The sequence below is a fragment of the Piscirickettsia litoralis genome (assembly GCF_001720395.1).
Taxonomy (GTDB): Bacteria; Pseudomonadota; Gammaproteobacteria; order Piscirickettsiales; family Piscirickettsiaceae; genus Piscirickettsia; species Piscirickettsia litoralis.
Map to the genome: position 1 here is coordinate 1,580,480 of NZ_MDTU01000001.1, position 19,304 is coordinate 1,599,783.

Sequence of the window (19,304 nt, forward strand, 5' to 3'; positions counted from 1 at the left end):
AAAAAATGTTAGGCTGGGAAAGCGACTGATAACAATAAAATATGGATATCAAATGAAAACATGCTGGCTGATTGGCCTTGTGCTAAGCCTCAATATAACAGTAGGCTTTGCCTTACAACTTCCCTTTCCTCCACCGTTCACTAGCGCAGCACACTGTAGTATTTGGCTACAAAGCAGAATATTGTCCCCAATTAAAAAAAACTGGTTCAAAAAGTTAACATCTAATCAAGTTCAATATTCAGCAAACGATATTAAACAATTAAGCCACTTTAGCCACTGGTTTAAAAACGCGATTAATAACTCTCAAGAAAACTACGACGATGGTCTACTCACAAGCATTCAAGGTGTGTGCTATTTATTTTCATCTAAAAACAAAGCAGATATTAAGCTTGGCAAAAAAATCCTGACCAAAGAAATATCAGCATTCAATACTTACAGTGCAAGCTTACCTGACGAAATACCACTACACTGTGATATCAATAAACACTGCTCTATCGGCTCTATATCGCAATCATGGCCTTTAGGCGTATCTTCAAACTCATTACTTCCGTTTGGCACGTAGCCGCCTAGCCTCTTTAGGATCAATTAATAAAGGGCGATAAACCTCAACACGATCACCATCACGAAGACAATGACTTAAACTGACGTGACGATTCCAAACCCCACAATCAATATCCTTAACATTCAGGCTGTATTTTTCTAACAAGCCCGATTTTTCTAAAGCAATCTGTGCAGTCACTTGCTGGCCCAGCTCGCCTAAATCAAGCGTAACCAATTCCTGGTGATCTTCACTCACCCCATAAACCACTTCGATTTTCATAACTCACGCTCCCCATAAACAGCACAGGCGCGCTTTAAAAACGCATCCACCATGGAACTGACTACAGTATTAAAAATGGGACCAAAAGCCACAGCAACCAGCTTATTCGAAAATTCAAACTCAACATCTAAAAAGACCTTACAGGCATTTTCAGCAAGCGGCTCTAAACGCCAGCAACCCGTCAATGAACGAAACGGCCCTTCGACTAGTTCCATATGCACCGCCTGGTTTTCAACCCCACGGTTACGTGTTGTAAACGATTTTTTCAAACTGCCTTTGCTAATTGTCAAACTGGCAACAACGGCTTCAACAGACTCACTGATAATGACCGATTCACTGCACCAAGGCAGAAATTCTGCATAGTGCTCAATATCTTGAATCAGAGGGTACATTTCTTCAACACTATAAGGAACTAAGGCTTTTCGATTCACTTTCACACGCACTACTCACTAAATTTTACTGGTCTCAGCTCGCAAAGTCCCTTATTATATGGGTCTGTTGCACGAAAGCCCAGCCTCGTCACAGAAATTACTAGAATGATTACAATCTTTAATTAGATTATATTTAGATTAGATGTATATAGATCGTTATGGCAAAGAAGAAAGTTAAAACTCCCGAAAATACCATCGCCGTCAATCGCAAAGCACGTCATGAATACAATATTGAAGAAACCTATGAAGCCGGTATGGTATTGCAAGGGTGGGAAGTAAAAAGCTTGCGTGAAGGTAAATTGCAACTTGCCGAAAGCTATGTATTGATTAAGCAAGGTGAGGTCTACCTTATTGGCTCACATATCACCCCGCTTAATACTGCAAGCACTCATGTAAAGGCAGACCCGACGCGCACGCGCAAATTATTACTCCATGATTATGAGATCAATAAGCTCATCGGCGCAGTAGAGCGTGATGGTTATACCATCGTTCCCTTATCAATGTACTGGATCAAAGGTCGCGCCAAGCTCAAAATCGCCTTTGCCAAAGGTAAAAAAGATCACGACAAGCGCGCTACAGAGAAAAATCGCGATTGGCAGCGTCAAAAAGCACGGATTATGAAATCAAGTTAGGCCCTATATCATCGCCTAACTTGATCAGTCCTAAAAACTTAAAGGCCAAATTAGAAGCGATAACTGACGCCGGCACCCACAAAGAACTGATTCGCTGTTCCAACTTCTTTAACAATAGAGCTGTCCTTCGCATCACCAAGTAATCGGGTATAACCTGTAGACACAAACGTCGACCACGCCTTATTGATTAAATAATTACCAGTGACATGCACACTGGCACTTTGCAAGCTCGCTCCAGCTTTATAGGCACTGATTCCACTATTTGCTGCATCCGTTGTACTCACACCGTAAAAACTTTCCATAAAGTCACTGCTACCATATCGTGCGCTGACTCCTGTAACGATAAATAGTTTTTTACTAAGCGGTGTTGAATAATTCGCACTAAGGTTAACAACATAACCTTGACTATGACCACCAACATCGTGCAACACATCGGTTCGCAGTGTTAATTTATCATAAGGGTTCATAAGCTTATAGAAATTATAAGATGCAAACGCTCCACCAAATAAACTTTTATCGACTTCGGTTAATTTATTCACTTGGGCATTGCCAGTATCATCATCACGCCCGAACGAATACACGAAAATAGGACCGAAATGAAACTTTTTACTTGGGATCACATTCGCCGCAATATTAATTCCAGTCAGTGCGCTTGAGCCATTCAAGGCAATGCGGTAGTCATTGTATTTAGCCGACGCATTCACCAAGGGTGTTGCTTTGTAGCTCTTACTTCCTGAATATTGCGGAATCCACCCTGCACCGATAGATGTTGAATAGTGCCACATATTTGCTGCGGGAAGCTGTGGTTGTTGTGCTCCAGCACCCCCAGGCGCAGCTTTTAAAGCCCACACACTACTCGTCATCCCTAAACAGCCAACCACTGCCACCAAAATCGCTTTTTTCATCACACAACCCTTAACATATTTTTAAAATTGCCAACATCAAATTCAACACCCTAACCTGACCCCATTCATGAATGATATTCACAAAGATGGCTTTTACCTAAGCCCTAATTATCGATACAAAATAGTAGCTTTAGCCAAGTCTTATAATAAACAGCTTTAAATAAAGAAATAAACATCTAACAGTAAAAACATTAATATTTGGCTAACTAGGTTAGCTCAATCAACAAAAACTAAATCACTGGCTAAAACCAATAGTTTTCACTATATAATTTCCAATCATTTATGATGCTGTAAGCTTGCAGCTAATTTAATCAAACAACCTTGAGTAGCTCCGGGTAATCACTAAACACTGCATCCACCCCCCAAGACAGTAGTTCCTTGGCTCGACTAACATCGTTTACGGTATAACTAAGCAATGGGCAAGCAAATAGCTGTTTAAGCTGCCGAGCTTGATTTTGATCTAAGCCCCTCTCGTTCACATGTAAGGAAAAACAATTAAGGCGCTTAAACATCGCTAAATGCTCATCTATTTTTTCTTGCCAACGCTCAGGGCTTACAATATTCACTAACAGACCTAAACGATAGTCTGGCAATTGCCTTCTCACTTCGATTAACAAAGCTGTAGAAAAGCTTGAAATAATCAGCGCTACACTAGGAAAGCACTTAATTAAATCACAGATTATTTTTGCACTTAACTGCAAATTTGAGCTAGCTTCAAGACTTTTTAGTTCAATATTGGCACTAAGCTGGTATTTATCCAGCCAAACTAATACATCCTCGAAATATGGAATCCTCTCATTTTTGAACAATTTTCCCCGTTGCTTTATTTTCAGTGATGATAAATATTCAGAACTTACCTCAGTGATTTTTCCAACACCATTAGTCATCCGCGTAAGTGATTCATCATGGAAAACGACCGGTACTCCAGCGGCACTCACCCAAACATCAAGCTCCAACCATCTTGCACCTTGCAAACGCGCTTGCTCAAAAGCCAGCCAGGTATTTTCTGGATACTCCGCACTGGCGCCACGATGAGCAATCACTTTGGCAAAATCAATTTGAGGGTTCATCAAAATTATTCCTAATAGTCGGCATTAACGATAAAAATGCCAATTCAGCTCATTCGCTAAATAAGCCAATATTTTCTCACCACGAACACTAGTGCCTTTTTGATTAATCCGCGGGCTAAGTACAGCAATGCCGGCAGTTTCTGGCACTACAGCAACAATATAACCGGCAACACCACTTTTCGCAGGCATTCCCGTGCGCACCAGGTGCGTTCCTGACTCGTTATACAGGCCGCAAGTTGCCATGATGGCATTAACATGCTGGACAGTTTTTTTCGAAATAATTTGCATCCCTTCACTGTTGCAACCAGAATGAGCCAATAAATAAGGCAAATAAGAACTTTGCTGCAACGATGCTTCAAAAGAACATAAATAAAAATAATGCTCTAGTGTCTCTTCAACACTCCCAGTAATCACATTATTACTTTTCATCAAATAAGCCAAAGCACGATTACGATCTCCAGTTCTGCGCTCTGAGGCAAATACTTGCATATTAACCGCTAAACCCTTGCCAAATAAACGCTCGACCCAACGATTTAACCAAGCAAAACGCGCTTCATTGTTCCCTGGAATATGACTACTTAAAGCAATCGCTCCTGCATTTAGCATTGGATTAGATGGCAATGGGCCAAACTGATCCAAACGGGCAACCGATGAAAAATCATCTCCCGATGGTTCGACTTTCACCCACGAAAATACTTGCTCTTCGCCAAATTCTTCAAGCAGACCGATTAATAACACCAATTTCGCAACACTTTGCAAGCTAAACCGCTCACGATCAGAGTCTCCTGAAAATAAATAGCGACCATCTGTGAGCCTCACAGAAACCCCAGTAAATTCAGCATCGACCTGTGCAAGCTCAGGAATATAATCAGCAACACGACCTTCTTGACAGTCTCTGACACTCGCAACAGCTTCATCTAATACCTGCTGAATATGCTTTTCATCAAGCAATGATCCACTCACATTAACCCTCTCTCTGTTTTAGTTCTTTTACTCAGATTTGATTTTCACTTATTTATCAAAAAATGCTAACGTTAAATCAAACAGTGACCATTATAAGTGAAGAGGCTTGCCATATGCTAACACTCTACCCACGCATCAAACCCAATCAAACCCATCAATTACAAGTCGATTCCCAGCATACCCTCTACATCGAGGAAAGCGGCAATCCCCAAGGAATTCCCATTCTTTATGTTCATGGCGGTCCGGGCGGCAGCTGCTCTGATCGCAGTCGTCGCTACTTTGACCCAGAAGCTTACCGAATTATTTTATTTGACCAACGCGGTTGTGGTCGCTCGACTCCCCATGGTTCCGTGGATAATAACACCACAGTACACCTCATTGAAGACATAGAAAAAATTCGCGAGCATTTAAATATCAAACAATGGCTCATTTTTGGCGGTTCGTGGGGCTCAACTCTTTCTTTACTCTACGCACAAGAGCATCCGGAGCGCGTCAGCGGTTTAATCTTGCGTGGCATTTTCCTAGCAACTCAACATGATATCAATTGGTTTTTAGGTGAATCGGGTATCGGGGAAATTTTCCCTGATTATTGGCAGGACTTTACTCGTCACATCGATGCCAGCTCAACAAAAGCTCTGATTAATGACTATCATGAGCGTCTCTTTGGCGATAATGAAATCGAACGACTCAATGCCGCCAAAAAGTGGGCTGGCTTTGAAGCACGTTGCGCCACACTTGACCCAAACCCCAAACATGTAAAATCAGCCACTGACCCACATTATGCCCTCGCCATTGCCAGAATTGAATGTCATTATTTTAAAAATAATTGTTTTATCGAAGAGGGCCGCATTCTTAATCACATTGGCCGCCTTAGCGGCACACCTTGTATTATTGTCCATGGCCGTTATGATATGATTTGCCCGATTAAAAATGCCTGGCAACTTCATCAAGCCTGGCCTGAATCTCAACTGAATATTATCCGTGATGCCGGTCATAGTGCGGACGAGCCTGCCATTATCGATGCTCTTATTCGCGCAACAAATACCATGTCATTAAGGTTTTAATAAAAATGAAAGGACTAATCCAACGCGTCTCTCAGGCGAGTGTCCACGTCTCCGGTGAGTGCATCGCCCACATTGATCAAGGCAGTCTTATTTTAATCGGCTTTCAAGCCGATGATCAACCCGATCAAATCCCACGCTTTGTTGATAAATTGATTAAATACCGCATTTTTTCAGATGAGCAAGGCCGTATGAATAAAAATATCACCGACATTAACGGCCAAGTATTATTTGTCCCGCAATTCACTCTCGCAGCGGATACTAAAAAGGGACTGCGAGCCGGCTTCTCCACCAGTCTCGCGCCTGAAAAAGCCGAACATTATTTCGATGCATTAATACACACCGCTAAAGAAAGTTACAGTAAAATTTATGCAGGAGAATTTGGCGCTAATATGCAGGTCTCCCTCATTAATGATGGGCCGGTGACTTTTTTAATTGAAATGTAATATGCCCATTCAACTTCAACACCAATGTGTGAGTGATCTGTATTGGGTCACTCACAGCCCTTCTCTATTCACTAGCTCCCTACCCAACCAAGTTGAATCTTTTGCTCTGCCTGAATTACCTCTTGATTATTTTAAAAACCTGGATAAAAATCCTAAAGCTTTACTCAAGCATTTAGAAAATTGCAGCACGCGTATCGGCAAATACTTCGAAAAGCTCTTACTTTTTATCTATCAAGAGTGCCATTATGAGAAAATAATATTCAGTCAACAAGTGATTAAGAATAAAAAACCATCGGCGAATTCGACTTTATTCTACAAGAGTCCATTAATCAACCAATCCAGCACCTTGAAGTTGCCATTAAATTTTACCTCGCCATCAATAATCAAAATTTCAAAAAAAATGCATAACTGGCTAGGACCAAACTGCAAAGATCGTTTAGATTTAAAGTTCAATCAACTTATTTACCAACAAAGCCAACTCAGTAAGCACCCAGACAGTCATAATTATCTTAAGCAAAACCAACTCAACAATATACAGCCAGCTGTATTAGTGAAAGGTTACCTCTTTACTCCATTGCATTTAGCCACATCAATAACCACTAGGACTCCAGAGGTTATCAATCCGGAATCATTGCAAGGCTGGTGGACCCACCTACACCATATTCCAGCTTTATTAAACGCCGACAGCACATGGATTCTTTTAAATAAACCGCATTGGCTTGCGCCACCAACCAGACCAGACTCCAGTCAGCTTTTCACAAAAACCAAACTCTATCAGCACTGTTTAGATTATTTTAAAAAGCAACAAGCTCCTCTTTTAGTTTGTGAACTCAATAAAAACCTACAAGAACAAAGCCGTGGCTTTATCACCCCAAATACTTGGCCATTTTGAGTGAAAGTAAAAATTGACAGCGTCACAAAGATCAACAAAGCTTAGGGTAAGGATGATTTTGACTCAAAAAAATTAGGAACGCATGATGGTTGAGTATGAAGAAAAGCGCGAATATATTCGCCTTGATGCTCAAGCGAAGCTCCACTTTACCATACCCAATAGTGAGGAGCTTTACCAAGGCATCTGTCAAAACTTAAGCGGTGGCGGCATCTTATTTGAAACGAATATCGATATCCCCGTTGGTACGATTGTTGACGTTGCCTTAGAGCCTAATGGCAATTATATTCCACCACTTGAGGCTCAAGTCAAGGTGAACCGTACTTTTGAAGAAGGTGAAGACCTCTTTGTAATCGCAGGTGAAATTCAAACGATTGCTTAATAGGCAGCCACTTCACCTCTCTTTTCATGCAAACACCATTAACTGCCCGCATCATCCGTGGGTAATTCGTACTGGTAGCTCCAGATTGTGTCTGGCATAAATGGACTCTTGCCACTATTTTTAAGCTGTTGTGCACGCAATTGTAAATAAGCATTACGTTGTGCGATATAAGGATCTAAAGTCAGAGCGTTGAGTATTTTCTCATTCCCCAAGAACCCTGCACGTTTATTGATCGCCCACAAGCCAGACAAACCATAGGATAACGCCACCGGCTTCACATAATAAATCGGTGTTGTCACAAGATCTACAGGCGTTCCAAGCGCCCCCCTCACTGTCGATGGACCAAGTAGCGGCAATACAAAATACGGTGAGTCTGGTTTATTACCACTCCATTTGGCAAGCGTCAGGCCAAAACTTTGGTCATGCTGCTGAATGCCTGCGGCCCCTGCAACATCGATCAGGCCAAAGATCCCCAGGGTTGAGTTCATCACAAAGCGTAAGCTATCCCAGCCTGCGATTTTAAACTCTCCTTGCAATAGATCATTCATAATCGTTGGCACTTGATGAACATTGTCAAAGAAATTCGTGACGCCTTTGCGAACAACCTTTGGTGTCACTGTCTTATATCCTTGGGCGACAGGTTTTAGAATCGCTGTATCCATTTTTGTATTAAAGCGATACATCGAGCGGTTATATTTCTCATAAGGGTCAGGATGTTGTGGCGTCGCTGTCGCACAGGCTGCCAACGCACCCGCAAGGGTTACCAGCCCTAAACTCCTTCCTACAGCTTTTGCTTTATGGGCAAGTCGTTGTTTTTTCATGATTGTCATTATGCTTTCTCATTATTTCTGCACTAGTTTACTCTAATTCACTATGGTCACGGCAAAAATTTTACTCTGCCCTGCCATTTTTTTAGATTGCAATCGATAATAAGCAAAATGATCATCTTCGCCAAGCAAGCTGATTCCATAACTGCCACAAGAACTCTGCTTAAGCGCTATACATTGATTAATTATCGAAGCATCGACCAATTGGTCTAACTGCTGCTGGATACCAACCAAGCCGGCTTGGTTTGCTTTAACGGTAAGCTCAATTTGCTCTGCGTACCTTAAAACCAGCAAGCTTATCAGAGCACTGATGATGACCACAACAACAAGTGCCGATCCTTTTTGCCCACCCAAATGCATTTCTCATTCATCCAACTAGAGCAAAACCTCTCTGTGCCAAGGCAATTGCTCAGAATTATTTTCACCGACCACACTCAGGCTGATTTTAATTAAAGCAAGCAAAGCCCCAGACAATAACCGATCACTCCACACCAGCTGCCCTGAATCAACCCAACCATAGCTTAACTTCAAGCTATTAATATCTTCAACCAGCTCATGCCGCCCACTATCATCACGCAAAAACAAAGCATCATTTCCCTGCGAGGTTTGACCAATGTAAAACACCCGCAACTCTAGCGGCCAAACCGTTGCGCCTGCAGCAATATCATCACCCAAAGCATGATTGAGTATGACATTGCTTCGATAGCTCCTCCCTAAGAGCAATAACTTCACCTTGCAATTTGCCACTACCCACAGCGTGCCTTGTTTATTTTCAGCATGATTTAAGCGTAATGAAGTGTCGGTAGATTTCGCTGCAAGCTCCAGATAATTTAAGCTGCCTTTTGGCAGATAGGCTAATAAGGCTTGCGTACCTGCTATAGCCTCTATGCCCAGCTGTTTTAATACTGAATTTCCTGCCGGATAAATTTTAACAAGCCCTAAGCTTGCCTCATCAATGCCGACAATTTTCTCACCGGTCCTATTCTGAAAGCCAAGCTCTGGACAATTGATCGGCGATAAGCTCTGTAATGTTTGCACATCATTAACGATCATCTGTAACCCTACCGCTGCTTTTCTCGCCACGTTTAATTTATTTTCAGAAAATCTAGCCGCGCGATCAAAATGCAGGTACAGCATCACAGCAATAGCGATCACAAAACTGGCTAACAACAGCGCAACCATCATCTCAATTAAGCTGATGCCTTGCTGCTTATGCATAAACAATTAAGCAGCTTGTGTGAGCTTGTACACAACTTGTAATTTGACCCGTTACAGGCTTACCCCAAGTCATCACAAAACGATGTTGATATAAAAATAGTCCACCAAAGGGGAGTCGCTGTCTGACACGTTGCTGCCAATCTGCAAGTGCCACCATTTGATTTAAAGAATAGCGATCAACTGCTTTTTTCTCAGCGGCTATATCTGCAAGTAAAAATAAGGCACGCTGGCGCATTAAAGCTTGACCTGACTGCATGCTCAACTGACTCACCACCTGCGCGCTCATCACCATCACACTGATGATCATCAATGCGATCAAAATTTCAACTAAGCTTGTTCCTTGCTCATCGGCCATAAAATAATGTCAGTAATCTCACACTCCAACGCTCCCAAGTTCTCAGTGTTGCAAAAAAGCTCTCGTGCAAAAAGGCACTTGAAAACGCAGTGAGTGGTTTATCGATATAAATCCCTTGTGTCTTAGCACACGCTACCGCCAGCATACCACAAAGCAATCGATCATCGACCAATAAAATGTCCTGCGCTTCAACTTGATAATGCTTTGCTATATAGAACAATCCAGCAGGTGACGGCTTTTTTTACTACGCCTGAGATAAAGCCCATAGCCGAAAATCGTTTTTGCATGTAGTTTTCACGAGCAGCTTCTGGCTTATTCGATAAGATGCAGACTTCGCCCTCAAATTGTCCCATCAGATTCTCTAACCAAACTTCATACTCTGTAGAAAGCTCTGTTTTACCATGGGAGACTAAAACCCCGTCATAATCTAAGGCAAGGACTTTAACATTAAGGCGATGTAATTGTTCTGCTGTTAGTTGTGTCACTCGGGCTAAACGATGCTGAACTAAGCACTGTTTTAACCAACGCCGATGCGCCCACATCCCAGCAACGGCCTTCATATATTTCATAACTCACTCACTTTATTTGTAAAAATCTCTAAGCTGGTAAACTACAGCTATACTTATTGTGCAACATGTCAATTTACACGAATTTAAATCTAGTGCCCACAAGGGAGAGTATACCGTATGGATATCCAGGGAAAGACCATTGTTATCACAGGAGCAGCTCAAGGCCTCGGCCAAGCGATGGCCATCCAACTTGCAAAATCAGGTGCAGCCCTTGCTCTTGTTGACCTCAATGAAAGCAAACTCGACGAAACTGCCGCACTTTGTGAACAGGCAGGTGGCCAAGCGACCTGCTTAACCGCCAATGTCGCCTCAGAGCAAGAGGTCATCAACCTTTTTCAAGATATTCAGTCACAATGCGGCCCCCTACATGGCTTAATCAATAATGCCGGTATCACCCGCGATGCTTTACTCGTTAAAGCTAAAAATAATAAAGTCATTAACAGAATGTCGCTAGAATCCTGGCAAGCGGTCATCGATGTTAACTTAACCGCCGTTTTCTTGTGCACGCGTGAAGCTGCAAGCCAGATGATCGAAAACAAAACTCCAGGAGTTATCATTAATATCGCCAGTATTTCTAAAGATGGCAATGTCGGTCAAACAAATTATACCGCCTCTAAAGCAGGCGTCGCTGCCATGACCGTCACTTGGGCCAAAGAACTTGCCCGTTACAATATCCGCGTTGGCGGCATCGCCCCTGGCTTTATCGCCACTGAAATGACGCAAACCATGAAAGCCGAAGCACTCGAGCGCGTAGAAAAAAGCATTCCTCTACAAAAAATGGGACAACCCGAGGACATTGCAAAAACAGCACAGTTTATTCTAGAAAATGATTATTTTACCGGACGCATCATCGGTTGTGATGGCGGTTTACGTTTGTAAAAAATAGTATCAGTGGAAAAAGCAGCTGAAGAAACCCACTTCTTCAGCTGAACTTAACTAGAACCTGAGTTATATTTCCCTAGTTTATAGTCTAAAAAGAGCACACTCTATACATAATAATTTTCTTTTTATTTTATTTTATTTAATGCCGTACTGTTGTTATTTTATCACTTGGCTGCTGCACGTAATTTTCCAAGCTTTCCTGTACGCTTTTAACAAGCATACCAATAATTTCTTTTTGCTCAGGCAATGCAAGTTTCATTTGGCTCGATAAATTCAAAACATGCTGCCCTGAATAAGCAACAGCAATTTGCATCAGCTTAGAGGCATATTCAGGAGACAGACTCATCTCACTGTTGCATTGAATAGACTCATACAATTCGTCGATTGCGGCCAATTTCATTGTTGTATCCTTAAGCAATAACTATATTAATTCACTTTAAATCAATCATCCAACTGATTTAACACCAGTTTCAGATTACCTACAAGGGTTAAATATGTCAATATTTTTTAACCCTTCAAGTCAACAACTCTAAACAAAAGCATATTTAATACACTAAAAATAAAAACAGCAATTATCTAATAATTATGAAAAATATCGAATTATAACAATAATTATTATAAAAACCATTTAGTCATTTAATAAGTCACGAGGTTGAAAGGGTTATTTTTATATACCATTTTAGTCCTTTTCACGTTATATTAACCTAAGTCCTAACCTATACCTTATGTAACTAAGTGAAATATTACTCACATGCCTAATGATAACTTAGCTTCTCCAGAAAATCGTGGTAAACGCCTTAGAGAGATTCGCGAAACTTTATTATCCGGAATTACCCGTATTGAGTTTAGCCAAGCCAGCAATATTAGCAGCACTTCATTAAAAGGCTGGGAGCTCGGCTGGGGCGGAGGACTAACAAACAAGGGCTGCAGTAAATTAATCGACTACTTCACAAGTCAAAATGTTAGCTGCACCCAGGCCTGGCTAATGTTTGGTGTCGGCGAAGCTCCTTCTTTAGCCAATAGTAACGCACTCGCAGAATCTGCGATTCAAAATGAACTTGCAACTTTTAAGCAACAGCAAAATGCCATCAATGCCTATATTAGCGATGACAGCATGCTCCCCTACCTCTACCCTAAAACTCATGTTGCCGGCATTACCCAACCTGATATCCACCAGGCCATAGGCTGCGAATGCATTATTTTTGATAAGGATTACAACACTCATATCCGTGTACTTGAATACAGTGCAAAGTCAGGAGCATTCAACCTAAGCCCTTTAAATAAAAGCTACCCTCGGTTAACCGATATAGAGGTTATCACCGCAGCGCCTATCATCTGGACGCGTAGAGAATAACCGCTATGGTTGGCAAGGAATAATCGCGCAATAATGCTCCTCAGAAATTGCTATCGCATCATGAAGGTATTTATCCCATTCTTCTGCTGGGCGATGATAACAAGATTCACGCTCAATAAAGAGCAATTTCTTCCGTGATTTCACGGCATCAATTAACTCTCCTGGCGCTTCAATACTTTCAAGCAAGGCAAGCTTTTCCAAAAAGCCCTCTTTGTTTTCAACAAGAACAATCGTTTTTTGACCCTTTGCGTCTAAAAACTGATAACTACCATGTTGGTCATAGAGGTGGTAACAAAATGTGCCAAGCTGCTCTTTCACCATATTTAATTGATTGATATATTTTTTATCTTGTAAAAGGTTACAGGTTGAATTATCCAGTTTAACTATATTTCTAATATTCTCAGAAAGGTCATCAAAATAAACATTCGTCAATTCTTGTATTACACTAAACAATTTTTCTTGTAGCCGACGATCTGTTTTATAAATAAACTGGTCAATTAAGCCATCATTAAACGCCTCTATCGCAATATCTTGATCTGCTTTTGCAGTGAGCATAATTTTCTTTATTCGATTATTTTTAATCGCACGGACAAAATCTAGACCATTCATTTCAGGCATATCGTAATCAACCACCACCACCGCAACTGGCCTGTTCATATTCTGCTGTTGAAGAAAACTAGGAAGCTCTCGCAGGTTTAACTGGAGTTGAAATTTTGCAGCATCTTCAATTTGGTCACTATCATCATCAATGAGTACAGCCTGGTCTTTACTTGCCAAGTAAGAAAGAGCACTACATGCTGAGGACTGTGAATTAATTAAGTCTAAAGCATTCAATGGATTGCGCTCTTGTACCGTATCAAGTTTGTGTCCATAGGACAATTCCATCGCTGCCAAGAAACCAGGACTGTCATCAACAAAGAGCACCTGTGTCGGATGATAATAGCAAGGAAAATTTTGATTACTTTTCTTCATTAACTTCACCCATTTTCTCAACGACTTTCATCACATCGCCTGCCATCTGCTGTATTTTTTCAGCCTCTTCTTTCACAAGCCTCATAGATTTTTGTAGTATTTCAAGCTGCTTTGGTGATAGCACCATTGTCAATGACTCACCCTGATAATGATGAATTAAATTATGAATCACAGGCTCTGCTGCTGTTGATAAGGTAATCAATGACGTCACAGCATTATCCAAATCATGCTGTAACTGCTCCTTATCAAGACTATATTCGTTCCATTCATTCTTAACTTTCATTTATATTTTACTTAGTTGAACCACCAACACAGGTTATAATAACAAGGTTAGGCTTATTTTCAACTAAGCGCTCTAGCTCTCCAGTCCACAATACTTTTGATACACTTTACCCAATCAATGTTCCGATATAGTATTGTTAACCAAATATAGGCACTTTGAGAAGCTAACACAACGCTCTCGTCCCTACTTGATAGAGGCCTATAGGACACAGTGTGACAATAATATTAAAGGATCAAAATCATGCAGTTATTAGATGCCATTAATCAACTAAAAAAAGAGAAAAATGATAGCATAACTGAGCGTGGACTGATGGAAGTAATCAAACCCCATAGAAACGAAGAGCAACACATCGAGGCATTCACCATACTACTCGAATCACTAAACAATAATGACTTTCAGATTATTCATGAGTCTACAGAGCTTAAAATAGAAATCAATCATGTTGTTGGGCCAAGAATAGCTTATTTGTTATGCCTAGGAGATTACGAAGAGTCGGAAATTTCACTTATGAAAAACTTTATTGAACTTGATGATAACGTTCTTGATATTGGAGCAGGCATGAGATTAACAAGTTGTTATGCGGCAAAATTAACCAACAATGAAGTAATTGCTGTAGAGCCAGATGCTCGATTACACCCTCTAATTATAAAAAATGCACAGTTAAACAATGCTTCAATTATTGTTATCGATGGATGTATATCCTCTAACGCAAATTCATCAGTAGTTGATTTTTACATTAATCATGAAGAATTTTGGTTTTCATCTCTTAATAAAGGAAAGAATAAAGACCACAAGCCCCCTAAAAAAATAAAAGTTCTCCAATTAGAGAATTTACTATCAAAATATCAACCCACCGTTCTCATTTTAGATATAGAGGGAGCTGAAAAATACTTATTTAACAAGAAGTACAATCATATGCCAAATAAAATAATAATAGAAATACACTTTCAAATTCTTGGGTCACAACAAGCAAGTGAAGTTATTAACGACTTAACAAACCTTGGCTATAGAATCCACAATATTGCAGGGTCATCTTTTGCTTTTATTAGATAAAAACCACCTTCAAGCTAAGAAGTACACACTAACCATTAATTGAGATGCAATAAGCTTGAATTTTGCCAACAAAATATTCTTGTCTATTCTATCAAGTACAGTATTAATATCTCTAGTATTGATATTAAGCATTTATTGCTTAACAAAGTCCGGTATACAACAAGAGTTCAACAGCCGCTACCAAACTTTAGGTCATAACATATCTAACTCTTTCCAACAAATGGAGATATTAAGTGACAGCATTAACAAAAATGCTGTTGCCGTTTTAAAAGAAAAAATTGATAATAGGCCACTCCCCTCCAACATTGAATTAGCTGAGCTGGCAAAGAAACTGGGTGTACAAGGCCTCTATATAATGAATAAAAATGGTTGGTTCATTCGTGCGTCAGATATACCGATTGAAAAGGAAACACACTCAGTTTTTGATTACTGTAAAGAATATAAACAACTAACCTGGGGGACATTAGATAAGGTAATTACACCTGTAGTGCCAGATTGGCCCACTGTCGTCCCATCCAAGTTTATTATGATCCCCAGCACAAATAGAAACTACATTCTAGAATCAAAAGTAAAACTTCAATACATTGATGAGATGCTGCATAAGGCAGTTCAGTATGACAAAAGCATTAGCAGTATAGGTATATATTCACCCAACAACTTTGCTCTTGGCTATATAAACTCAAAAGGGAAGTTTTTCCATGGAAAGAACATACCCGAGTTCAAAAAAACTTTAAACAAAGGAGACAAGATATTCAAATTTAAAGTAAATTCTGATATTAAGAAATGTTGTGAATGTCAGTATAAAAAGATACAAAACGGTATTAATAATGACTATTACTATATATTAAAACTAGGAATATCTAAAGAGTATCTAGACAATAGAATATTAAACTTTCAGATAAACCTGACAATTATATTTTTAATCACACTTGTTATTTCTTTTATTATATCAAGAATTTTAGCAAAGAAATTAGTAAACAAAATAACCCTTATGAATAGCGCTGTATCTAAAATGTCTATTTCTGGTGATTTAGATATTAAATTAAAATCGGACCACTCTCGAGATGAGGTTAATGTCCTCGCAGATGCGCTAGATAAAATGATTGACAAAATAAAAAATGACCAAAACAAACTACTAGAGTCAGAAAAATCTAAAACACTAGCAAACTTAGCTAGCCAAGTTGCCCATGATATCCAAAGCCCTCTAACAGCATTAAGTGCAATGACTAAAGATGTCGAAAAACTACCAGAAGAGAAGCGATTACTTATACAACAAGCTACTCAAAGAATCAACGATATTGCTAATAACTTACTTAACCACTACCGCGCTTACCAGGCCAAAGATATAGATACAAACCACTCAGACAATATGTCACCTGAACTACTATTTTGTTTATTAGACGAAATAGTCTCAGAAAAACGTGCATCTAACCAATCTTCGGACATTCAATTTTCTTTAGTTATTACTGATAAGGCATATGGCCTTTTTTCTGAAGTTGATGCGATTAAATTTAAAAGAGTTATTTCTAACTTAATCAATAATGCAATAGAGGCAACCCCAACAAAAGGATTAATTACTATAAAACTAGATAAGTTAGACCAATTTGCAAAGATATCCATAGCGGATAATGGGATAGGAATGCCTTCTAAGCTTATTAAAAGAGTAATGAATGAAGAAATTAGTTCAGGGAAAGAAAAGGGGACAGGGATTGGCTTATCCTCTGCACGAGCAACAATTGCTGCTTGGCATGGAAAACTTGATATTCAATCCATCATTGGCAATGGGACTATAGTCACAATACAACTGGCAACGACCCCTTCACCTTTCTGGTTTGCCGAGGCAGTTTTAATCACTTCCAAAATACAAAATATTATTGTGTTAGATGATGATCAATCTGTACATAGTATATGGAGCCAGCGAATTAAAGGTATAGCTAAAAACATACAACTAGTCGATTTTTACAACACACAAAAATTTGAAAACTGGCACAATCAAAACAATAAAGAAGAATGTTTATTCTTGATGGATTACGAATTGCTAAATGAAGCAAGGACAGGTCTTGATATTATTGAGAAACTAAAGTTAAATCAATACTGTTATTTAGTCACTAGTCGCTATGAAGATCAAAAAATTCGACAACGTTGTTTAGCAATGAATGTAAAAATCATCCCTAAGTATTATGTTCCTCATGTGAAAATTACAATTAGTAGCGAATCAATGAGTTGTGTTTTAATTGATGATAGTGAAATCGTCCGAACCACCTGGGAGCTTGCTGCAGAACGATCCCAAGTCATGCTAACAACTTACCCCTCTGAAATAGATTTTTTCGCCCATCACCATAATCATGAAAAATATACACATATTTATATAGATTCTAATTTAGCTGACAATGTTAAAGGTGAACTAATCGCAGAAAAAATATACAATCTCGGGTTTCATCATATTACATTAACTACCGGCTATAGCCCCAATAAATTTGCAGGGAATTATTCCTGGATAAAGGAGGTCATATCAAAAGAACCTCCTTTTTAAGATTAATCATGCTTTTCTGGCCTAGTAATATAGAGTAATGCAATCAGTAAAAAAGTTACAAATGTATATGCCTTGTCCTGCCCATTCCATTGATTAGCCCACATTGAAAAATACTCTCCTCCAATCACACAAAAGCCAAAATACCAGATGAGCAACCCAACAAATACTCCAATAATGAAAAGTACTTTGGATTGATTAAATATAGTTTGCTCAGCATTTATTTTAAATAGCATTAACAAGCCGCTAATAAATGACAATAATCCGAATAAAAGCTCACCAAAAATTATAAAATAGTAACAAAGTAATTGTAATGTTGTATTTGTAATTGCTCTGGACAATAAGTGCGTCCCATGAAAGAAAGGTTGCATACTGTCCATCGAAAGTACATGCTTAACGAAAGTATAGTTTGACTGAAAATCAACTATATTATCGATCGCAACAATCAAACCAAAACAGCCTATAGCTAAAGCCAAAAAAGACTTAACCGCTCTTTGAGCGCTAACAAAAGACACTTTATAAATCATAAACTTTGCTCAAACTAATAAAATTATGGTGCATCATTTATGTATTATATCTAAACCAAGCAAAATGGTACAAGTGAACATTGCTTCTCAACTAGGAAAAATGCCTTAACAAAAACTACCTATCAAATAAAATAAACCTAAATTCAGAATGTTAAAATAAGAAAAGTCTTTTATAGCTATGACTTGGGCCTCTCATATTAATCAACGAGACTGTAGAAAATTAACCGTATATCCGTCTGATTTGCGACAGCTCACGCTCGACAAAGCCTTTAAAATCCGTTTTCTTCTGACCTGTCGCCTCATAAAAGTCAGTGCAAACATCACTATGCTGGTTAGCACGCCATAACCTAAAAGTCTCCAGCTGCTTCTCAACACGCAAATCGCTATAACCCTCAGCGATAAGCCTTTTAGAAAAATTCTCTTCAGGTTCATCGATATAAATAACATTCTTGTTTAAATACCGTGATAATAACCGAGTGACTTCTGCCATAGATAAAGCATAGTCTCCTGTCAGATTAATCCCCTGTCGATGCAATTTTGGGTTATTAATCGATATAATGGCAGCTTTGGCAATATCCCCCGTATCAATAAATGGCACTCGCCCTTCACCAACAGTTGCAAAAATTCGTACTCTGTTTCGATCTTTTTCAAAAGGTAAATAGAGCACCCTTTGCATAAAAAATGTCGGCCGCAGAAACGTGTAATTCAAGCCACTTTGCTCAATTTGATGTTGGATCTGTATTTTAGTTTGTGCCGCAGCACCAGTATCACCAGCAAGGGTTAAAGCAGACAAATAGATAATATGCCCTATACTCGCCTGCACAGCAGCTTCAATAATAGCATTTGCATGAGTTATTTCATGATCATGACGCGGCAGTACCATATAACAAACATCAATATTTTCCAATGCTGGCAACAAAGCCCCTGGTTGATCGTAGTCTAAGCAAATGACCTCATTGGCATATGGCTCTACTATTGATTTTTTAGCGGGCGAATGAATTGCGGCAACGGTATACAAGTCAGCTTGCGCTGCTGCTTGCCTTAAGACCTCAAACCCTGTTCTACCACTCGCACCTAAAATAAGAAAGCGTTTTTTTGCCATGCTTTATCCTTTTATAATCGCAGTAAGTATATT

25 protein-coding genes are annotated in these 19,304 nt (G+C 39.5%); 10 read left to right on the plus strand and 15 right to left on the minus strand.

Translation table 11 applies throughout. From position 1 onward, the window contains the following. The first annotated feature begins 52 nt into the window (after nucleotides 1-52). Nucleotides 53-562: a hypothetical protein gene (locus tag BGC07_RS07820; RefSeq protein ID WP_069312646.1), complete on the plus strand. Its 510-nt coding sequence runs from the start codon at nucleotides 53-55 to the stop codon at nucleotides 560-562. On the opposite strand, the gene BGC07_RS07825 is transcribed toward BGC07_RS07820, so the two are convergent. Next, complete coding sequence (locus tag BGC07_RS07825; protein WP_069312647.1) at nucleotides 542-820, minus strand: RnfH family protein; 279 nt, start codon at nucleotides 818-820, stop codon at nucleotides 542-544. The two genes, BGC07_RS07820 and BGC07_RS07825, sit on opposite strands and share 21 nt — an antisense overlap. Next, complete coding sequence (locus BGC07_RS07830) at nucleotides 817-1,257, minus strand: type II toxin-antitoxin system RatA family toxin (RefSeq protein ID WP_077216960.1); 441 nt, start codon at nucleotides 1,255-1,257, stop codon at nucleotides 817-819. Before BGC07_RS07830 ends, BGC07_RS07825 begins: the two co-directional genes overlap by 4 nt. A gap of 152 nt (nucleotides 1,258-1,409) precedes the next feature. Here BGC07_RS07830 and smpB point away from each other — a divergent pair, with 152 nt between their 5' ends. After that, on the plus strand, nucleotides 1,410-1,883 hold the full coding sequence (smpB, locus tag BGC07_RS07835; RefSeq protein ID WP_069312648.1) for an SsrA-binding protein SmpB: 474 nt from the start codon (nucleotides 1,410-1,412) through the stop codon (nucleotides 1,881-1,883). A gap of 50 nt (nucleotides 1,884-1,933) precedes the next feature. Here the strand turns inward: smpB and BGC07_RS07840 are convergent, their stop codons facing one another. From BGC07_RS07840 to glsA, 3 genes are all read right to left on the minus strand, one after another. Beyond that, nucleotides 1,934-2,788 carry a MipA/OmpV family protein gene (locus BGC07_RS07840; RefSeq protein ID WP_069312649.1) on the minus strand — a complete coding sequence of 285 codons (855 nt, stop codon included), beginning with the start codon at nucleotides 2,786-2,788 and terminating at the stop codon, nucleotides 1,934-1,936. A 311-nt stretch (nucleotides 2,789-3,099) separates the two neighbouring features. Continuing rightward, nucleotides 3,100-3,858, minus strand: a complete 759-nt coding sequence (locus BGC07_RS07845; RefSeq protein ID WP_069312650.1) for a glycerophosphodiester phosphodiesterase family protein — start codon at nucleotides 3,856-3,858, stop codon at nucleotides 3,100-3,102. A gap of 24 nt (nucleotides 3,859-3,882) precedes the next feature. Continuing rightward, on the minus strand, nucleotides 3,883-4,821 hold the full coding sequence (gene glsA / locus BGC07_RS07850) for a glutaminase A (protein ID WP_069312651.1): 939 nt from the start codon (nucleotides 4,819-4,821) through the stop codon (nucleotides 3,883-3,885). A 113-nt stretch (nucleotides 4,822-4,934) separates the two neighbouring features. Here glsA and pip point away from each other — a divergent pair, with 113 nt between their 5' ends. The 4 genes from pip (at nucleotide 4,935) to BGC07_RS07870 (ending at nucleotide 7,599) form a co-directional block, all read left to right on the plus strand. Then, nucleotides 4,935-5,885: a prolyl aminopeptidase gene (gene pip, locus BGC07_RS07855; RefSeq protein WP_069312652.1), complete on the plus strand. Its 951-nt coding sequence runs from the start codon at nucleotides 4,935-4,937 to the stop codon at nucleotides 5,883-5,885. Between the two features lie 5 nt (nucleotides 5,886-5,890). Further along, nucleotides 5,891-6,328, plus strand: coding sequence for a D-aminoacyl-tRNA deacylase (gene dtd, locus BGC07_RS07860; RefSeq protein WP_069312653.1), 438 nt, complete (start codon nucleotides 5,891-5,893; stop codon nucleotides 6,326-6,328). Between the two features lies 1 nt (nucleotide 6,329). Then, nucleotides 6,330-7,220: a DUF1853 family protein gene (locus BGC07_RS24140; protein WP_449421073.1), complete on the plus strand. Its 891-nt coding sequence runs from the start codon at nucleotides 6,330-6,332 to the stop codon at nucleotides 7,218-7,220. A gap of 82 nt (nucleotides 7,221-7,302) precedes the next feature. Continuing rightward, nucleotides 7,303-7,599, plus strand: a complete 297-nt coding sequence (locus BGC07_RS07870) for a PilZ domain-containing protein (RefSeq protein WP_077216811.1) — start codon at nucleotides 7,303-7,305, stop codon at nucleotides 7,597-7,599. Nucleotides 7,600-7,637: 38 nt separating this feature from the next. Here the strand turns inward: BGC07_RS07870 and BGC07_RS07875 are convergent, their stop codons facing one another. The 5 genes from BGC07_RS07875 to BGC07_RS07895 form a co-directional block, all read right to left on the minus strand. Beyond that, on the minus strand, nucleotides 7,638-8,420 hold the full coding sequence (locus tag BGC07_RS07875; protein ID WP_235603026.1) for an MlaA family lipoprotein: 783 nt from the start codon (nucleotides 8,418-8,420) through the stop codon (nucleotides 7,638-7,640). A 42-nt stretch (nucleotides 8,421-8,462) separates the two neighbouring features. After that, the gene (locus BGC07_RS07880) at nucleotides 8,463-8,780 is read right to left on the minus strand and encodes a hypothetical protein (RefSeq protein ID WP_235603027.1); all 318 of its coding nucleotides are present in this window, start codon (nucleotides 8,778-8,780) and stop codon (nucleotides 8,463-8,465) included. A 21-nt stretch (nucleotides 8,781-8,801) separates the two neighbouring features. Continuing rightward, nucleotides 8,802-9,644, minus strand: a complete 843-nt coding sequence (locus BGC07_RS07885) for a PilW family protein (RefSeq protein ID WP_077216812.1) — start codon at nucleotides 9,642-9,644, stop codon at nucleotides 8,802-8,804. Further along, nucleotides 9,637-9,999 carry a type IV pilus modification PilV family protein gene (locus BGC07_RS07890; protein ID WP_069312657.1) on the minus strand — a complete coding sequence of 121 codons (363 nt, stop codon included), beginning with the start codon at nucleotides 9,997-9,999 and terminating at the stop codon, nucleotides 9,637-9,639. Before BGC07_RS07890 ends, BGC07_RS07885 begins: the two co-directional genes overlap by 8 nt. Nucleotides 10,000-10,187: 188 nt before the next feature. Further along, complete coding sequence (locus BGC07_RS07895; protein WP_235603028.1) at nucleotides 10,188-10,568, minus strand: hypothetical protein; 381 nt, start codon at nucleotides 10,566-10,568, stop codon at nucleotides 10,188-10,190. Between the two features lie 117 nt (nucleotides 10,569-10,685). Between BGC07_RS07895 and BGC07_RS07900 the strand changes: the two genes are divergently transcribed. Next, the gene (locus BGC07_RS07900; protein ID WP_069312658.1) at nucleotides 10,686-11,447 is read left to right on the plus strand and encodes an SDR family oxidoreductase; all 762 of its coding nucleotides are present in this window, start codon (nucleotides 10,686-10,688) and stop codon (nucleotides 11,445-11,447) included. Nucleotides 11,448-11,589: 142 nt separating this feature from the next. Here BGC07_RS07900 and BGC07_RS07905 read toward each other — a convergent pair whose 3' ends face one another. Next, a complete protein-coding gene (locus tag BGC07_RS07905; protein WP_069312659.1) occupies nucleotides 11,590-11,850 on the minus strand; it encodes a hypothetical protein in 261 nt (86 codons plus the stop codon). A gap of 351 nt (nucleotides 11,851-12,201) precedes the next feature. Between BGC07_RS07905 and BGC07_RS07910 the strand changes: the two genes are divergently transcribed. Continuing rightward, complete coding sequence (locus BGC07_RS07910; protein ID WP_069312660.1) at nucleotides 12,202-12,804, plus strand: hypothetical protein; 603 nt, start codon at nucleotides 12,202-12,204, stop codon at nucleotides 12,802-12,804. Between the two features lie 3 nt (nucleotides 12,805-12,807). On the opposite strand, the gene BGC07_RS07915 is transcribed toward BGC07_RS07910, so the two are convergent. Together BGC07_RS07915 and BGC07_RS07920 are read right to left on the minus strand one after the other, a co-directional pair. Next, nucleotides 12,808-13,776 (minus strand): response regulator, encoded by a 969-nt coding sequence (locus BGC07_RS07915; RefSeq protein ID WP_069312661.1) that lies wholly within the window; start codon nucleotides 13,774-13,776, stop codon nucleotides 12,808-12,810. After that, complete coding sequence (locus BGC07_RS07920) at nucleotides 13,763-14,059, minus strand: hypothetical protein (protein WP_069312662.1); 297 nt, start codon at nucleotides 14,057-14,059, stop codon at nucleotides 13,763-13,765. The genes BGC07_RS07915 and BGC07_RS07920 overlap by 14 nt, the downstream gene beginning before the upstream one ends. 240 nt (nucleotides 14,060-14,299) lie before the next feature. Here BGC07_RS07920 and BGC07_RS07925 point away from each other — a divergent pair, with 240 nt between their 5' ends. Both BGC07_RS07925 and BGC07_RS07930 read left to right on the plus strand, forming a co-directional pair. Continuing rightward, nucleotides 14,300-15,112 (plus strand): FkbM family methyltransferase, encoded by an 813-nt coding sequence (locus BGC07_RS07925; protein ID WP_069312663.1) that lies wholly within the window; start codon nucleotides 14,300-14,302, stop codon nucleotides 15,110-15,112. 55 nt (nucleotides 15,113-15,167) lie between these two features. Further along, nucleotides 15,168-17,645 (plus strand): HAMP domain-containing sensor histidine kinase, encoded by a 2,478-nt coding sequence (locus BGC07_RS07930; protein ID WP_139121652.1) that lies wholly within the window; start codon nucleotides 15,168-15,170, stop codon nucleotides 17,643-17,645. A gap of 2 nt (nucleotides 17,646-17,647) precedes the next feature. Here the strand turns inward: BGC07_RS07930 and BGC07_RS07935 are convergent, their stop codons facing one another. Both BGC07_RS07935 and BGC07_RS07940 read right to left on the minus strand, forming a co-directional pair. Further along, nucleotides 17,648-18,169, minus strand: coding sequence for a DUF2165 family protein (locus BGC07_RS07935; RefSeq protein ID WP_069312665.1), 522 nt, complete (start codon nucleotides 18,167-18,169; stop codon nucleotides 17,648-17,650). 220 nt (nucleotides 18,170-18,389) lie between these two features. Beyond that, nucleotides 18,390-19,271 carry an NmrA family NAD(P)-binding protein gene (locus BGC07_RS07940; RefSeq protein ID WP_069312666.1) on the minus strand — a complete coding sequence of 294 codons (882 nt, stop codon included), beginning with the start codon at nucleotides 19,269-19,271 and terminating at the stop codon, nucleotides 18,390-18,392. Nucleotides 19,272-19,304: the final 33 nt, after the last annotated feature.

Bases quoted from the DNA above. Each gene is read 5' to 3' on its own strand.
- BGC07_RS07870 (WP_077216811.1), top strand. From the start codon at position 7,303: ATGATGGTTGAGTATGAAGAAAAGCGCGAATATATTCGCCTTGATGCT.
- BGC07_RS07875 (WP_235603026.1), bottom strand. From the start codon at position 8,420: ATGAAAAAACAACGACTTGCCCATAAAGCAAAAGCTGTAGGAAGGAGT.
- BGC07_RS07920 (WP_069312662.1), bottom strand. From the start codon at position 14,059: ATGAAAGTTAAGAATGAATGGAACGAATATAGTCTTGATAAGGAGCAG.
- BGC07_RS07925 (WP_069312663.1), top strand. From the start codon at position 14,300: ATGCAGTTATTAGATGCCATTAATCAACTAAAAAAAGAGAAAAATGAT.
- BGC07_RS07940 (WP_069312666.1), bottom strand. From the start codon at position 19,271: ATGGCAAAAAAACGCTTTCTTATTTTAGGTGCGAGTGGTAGAACAGGG.
- BGC07_RS07820 (WP_069312646.1), top strand. From the start codon at position 53: ATGAAAACATGCTGGCTGATTGGCCTTGTGCTAAGCCTCAATATAACA.
- BGC07_RS07890 (WP_069312657.1), bottom strand. From the start codon at position 9,999: ATGGCCGATGAGCAAGGAACAAGCTTAGTTGAAATTTTGATCGCATTG.
- BGC07_RS07910 (WP_069312660.1), top strand. From the start codon at position 12,202: ATGCCTAATGATAACTTAGCTTCTCCAGAAAATCGTGGTAAACGCCTT.
- BGC07_RS07900 (WP_069312658.1), top strand. From the start codon at position 10,686: ATGGATATCCAGGGAAAGACCATTGTTATCACAGGAGCAGCTCAAGGC.
- BGC07_RS07895 (WP_235603028.1), bottom strand. From the start codon at position 10,568: ATGAAATATATGAAGGCCGTTGCTGGGATGTGGGCGCATCGGCGTTGG.
- pip (WP_069312652.1), top strand. From the start codon at position 4,935: ATGCTAACACTCTACCCACGCATCAAACCCAATCAAACCCATCAATTA.
- dtd (WP_069312653.1), top strand. From the start codon at position 5,891: ATGAAAGGACTAATCCAACGCGTCTCTCAGGCGAGTGTCCACGTCTCC.
- BGC07_RS07840 (WP_069312649.1), bottom strand. From the start codon at position 2,788: ATGAAAAAAGCGATTTTGGTGGCAGTGGTTGGCTGTTTAGGGATGACG.
- BGC07_RS07885 (WP_077216812.1), bottom strand. From the start codon at position 9,644: ATGCATAAGCAGCAAGGCATCAGCTTAATTGAGATGATGGTTGCGCTG.
- smpB (WP_069312648.1), top strand. From the start codon at position 1,410: ATGGCAAAGAAGAAAGTTAAAACTCCCGAAAATACCATCGCCGTCAAT.
- BGC07_RS07905 (WP_069312659.1), bottom strand. From the start codon at position 11,850: ATGAAATTGGCCGCAATCGACGAATTGTATGAGTCTATTCAATGCAAC.
- BGC07_RS07825 (WP_069312647.1), bottom strand. From the start codon at position 820: ATGAAAATCGAAGTGGTTTATGGGGTGAGTGAAGATCACCAGGAATTG.
- BGC07_RS24140 (WP_449421073.1), top strand. From the start codon at position 6,330: ATGCCCATTCAACTTCAACACCAATGTGTGAGTGATCTGTATTGGGTC.
- BGC07_RS07935 (WP_069312665.1), bottom strand. From the start codon at position 18,169: ATGATTTATAAAGTGTCTTTTGTTAGCGCTCAAAGAGCGGTTAAGTCT.
- BGC07_RS07845 (WP_069312650.1), bottom strand. From the start codon at position 3,858: ATGAACCCTCAAATTGATTTTGCCAAAGTGATTGCTCATCGTGGCGCC.
- BGC07_RS07915 (WP_069312661.1), bottom strand. From the start codon at position 13,776: ATGAAGAAAAGTAATCAAAATTTTCCTTGCTATTATCATCCGACACAG.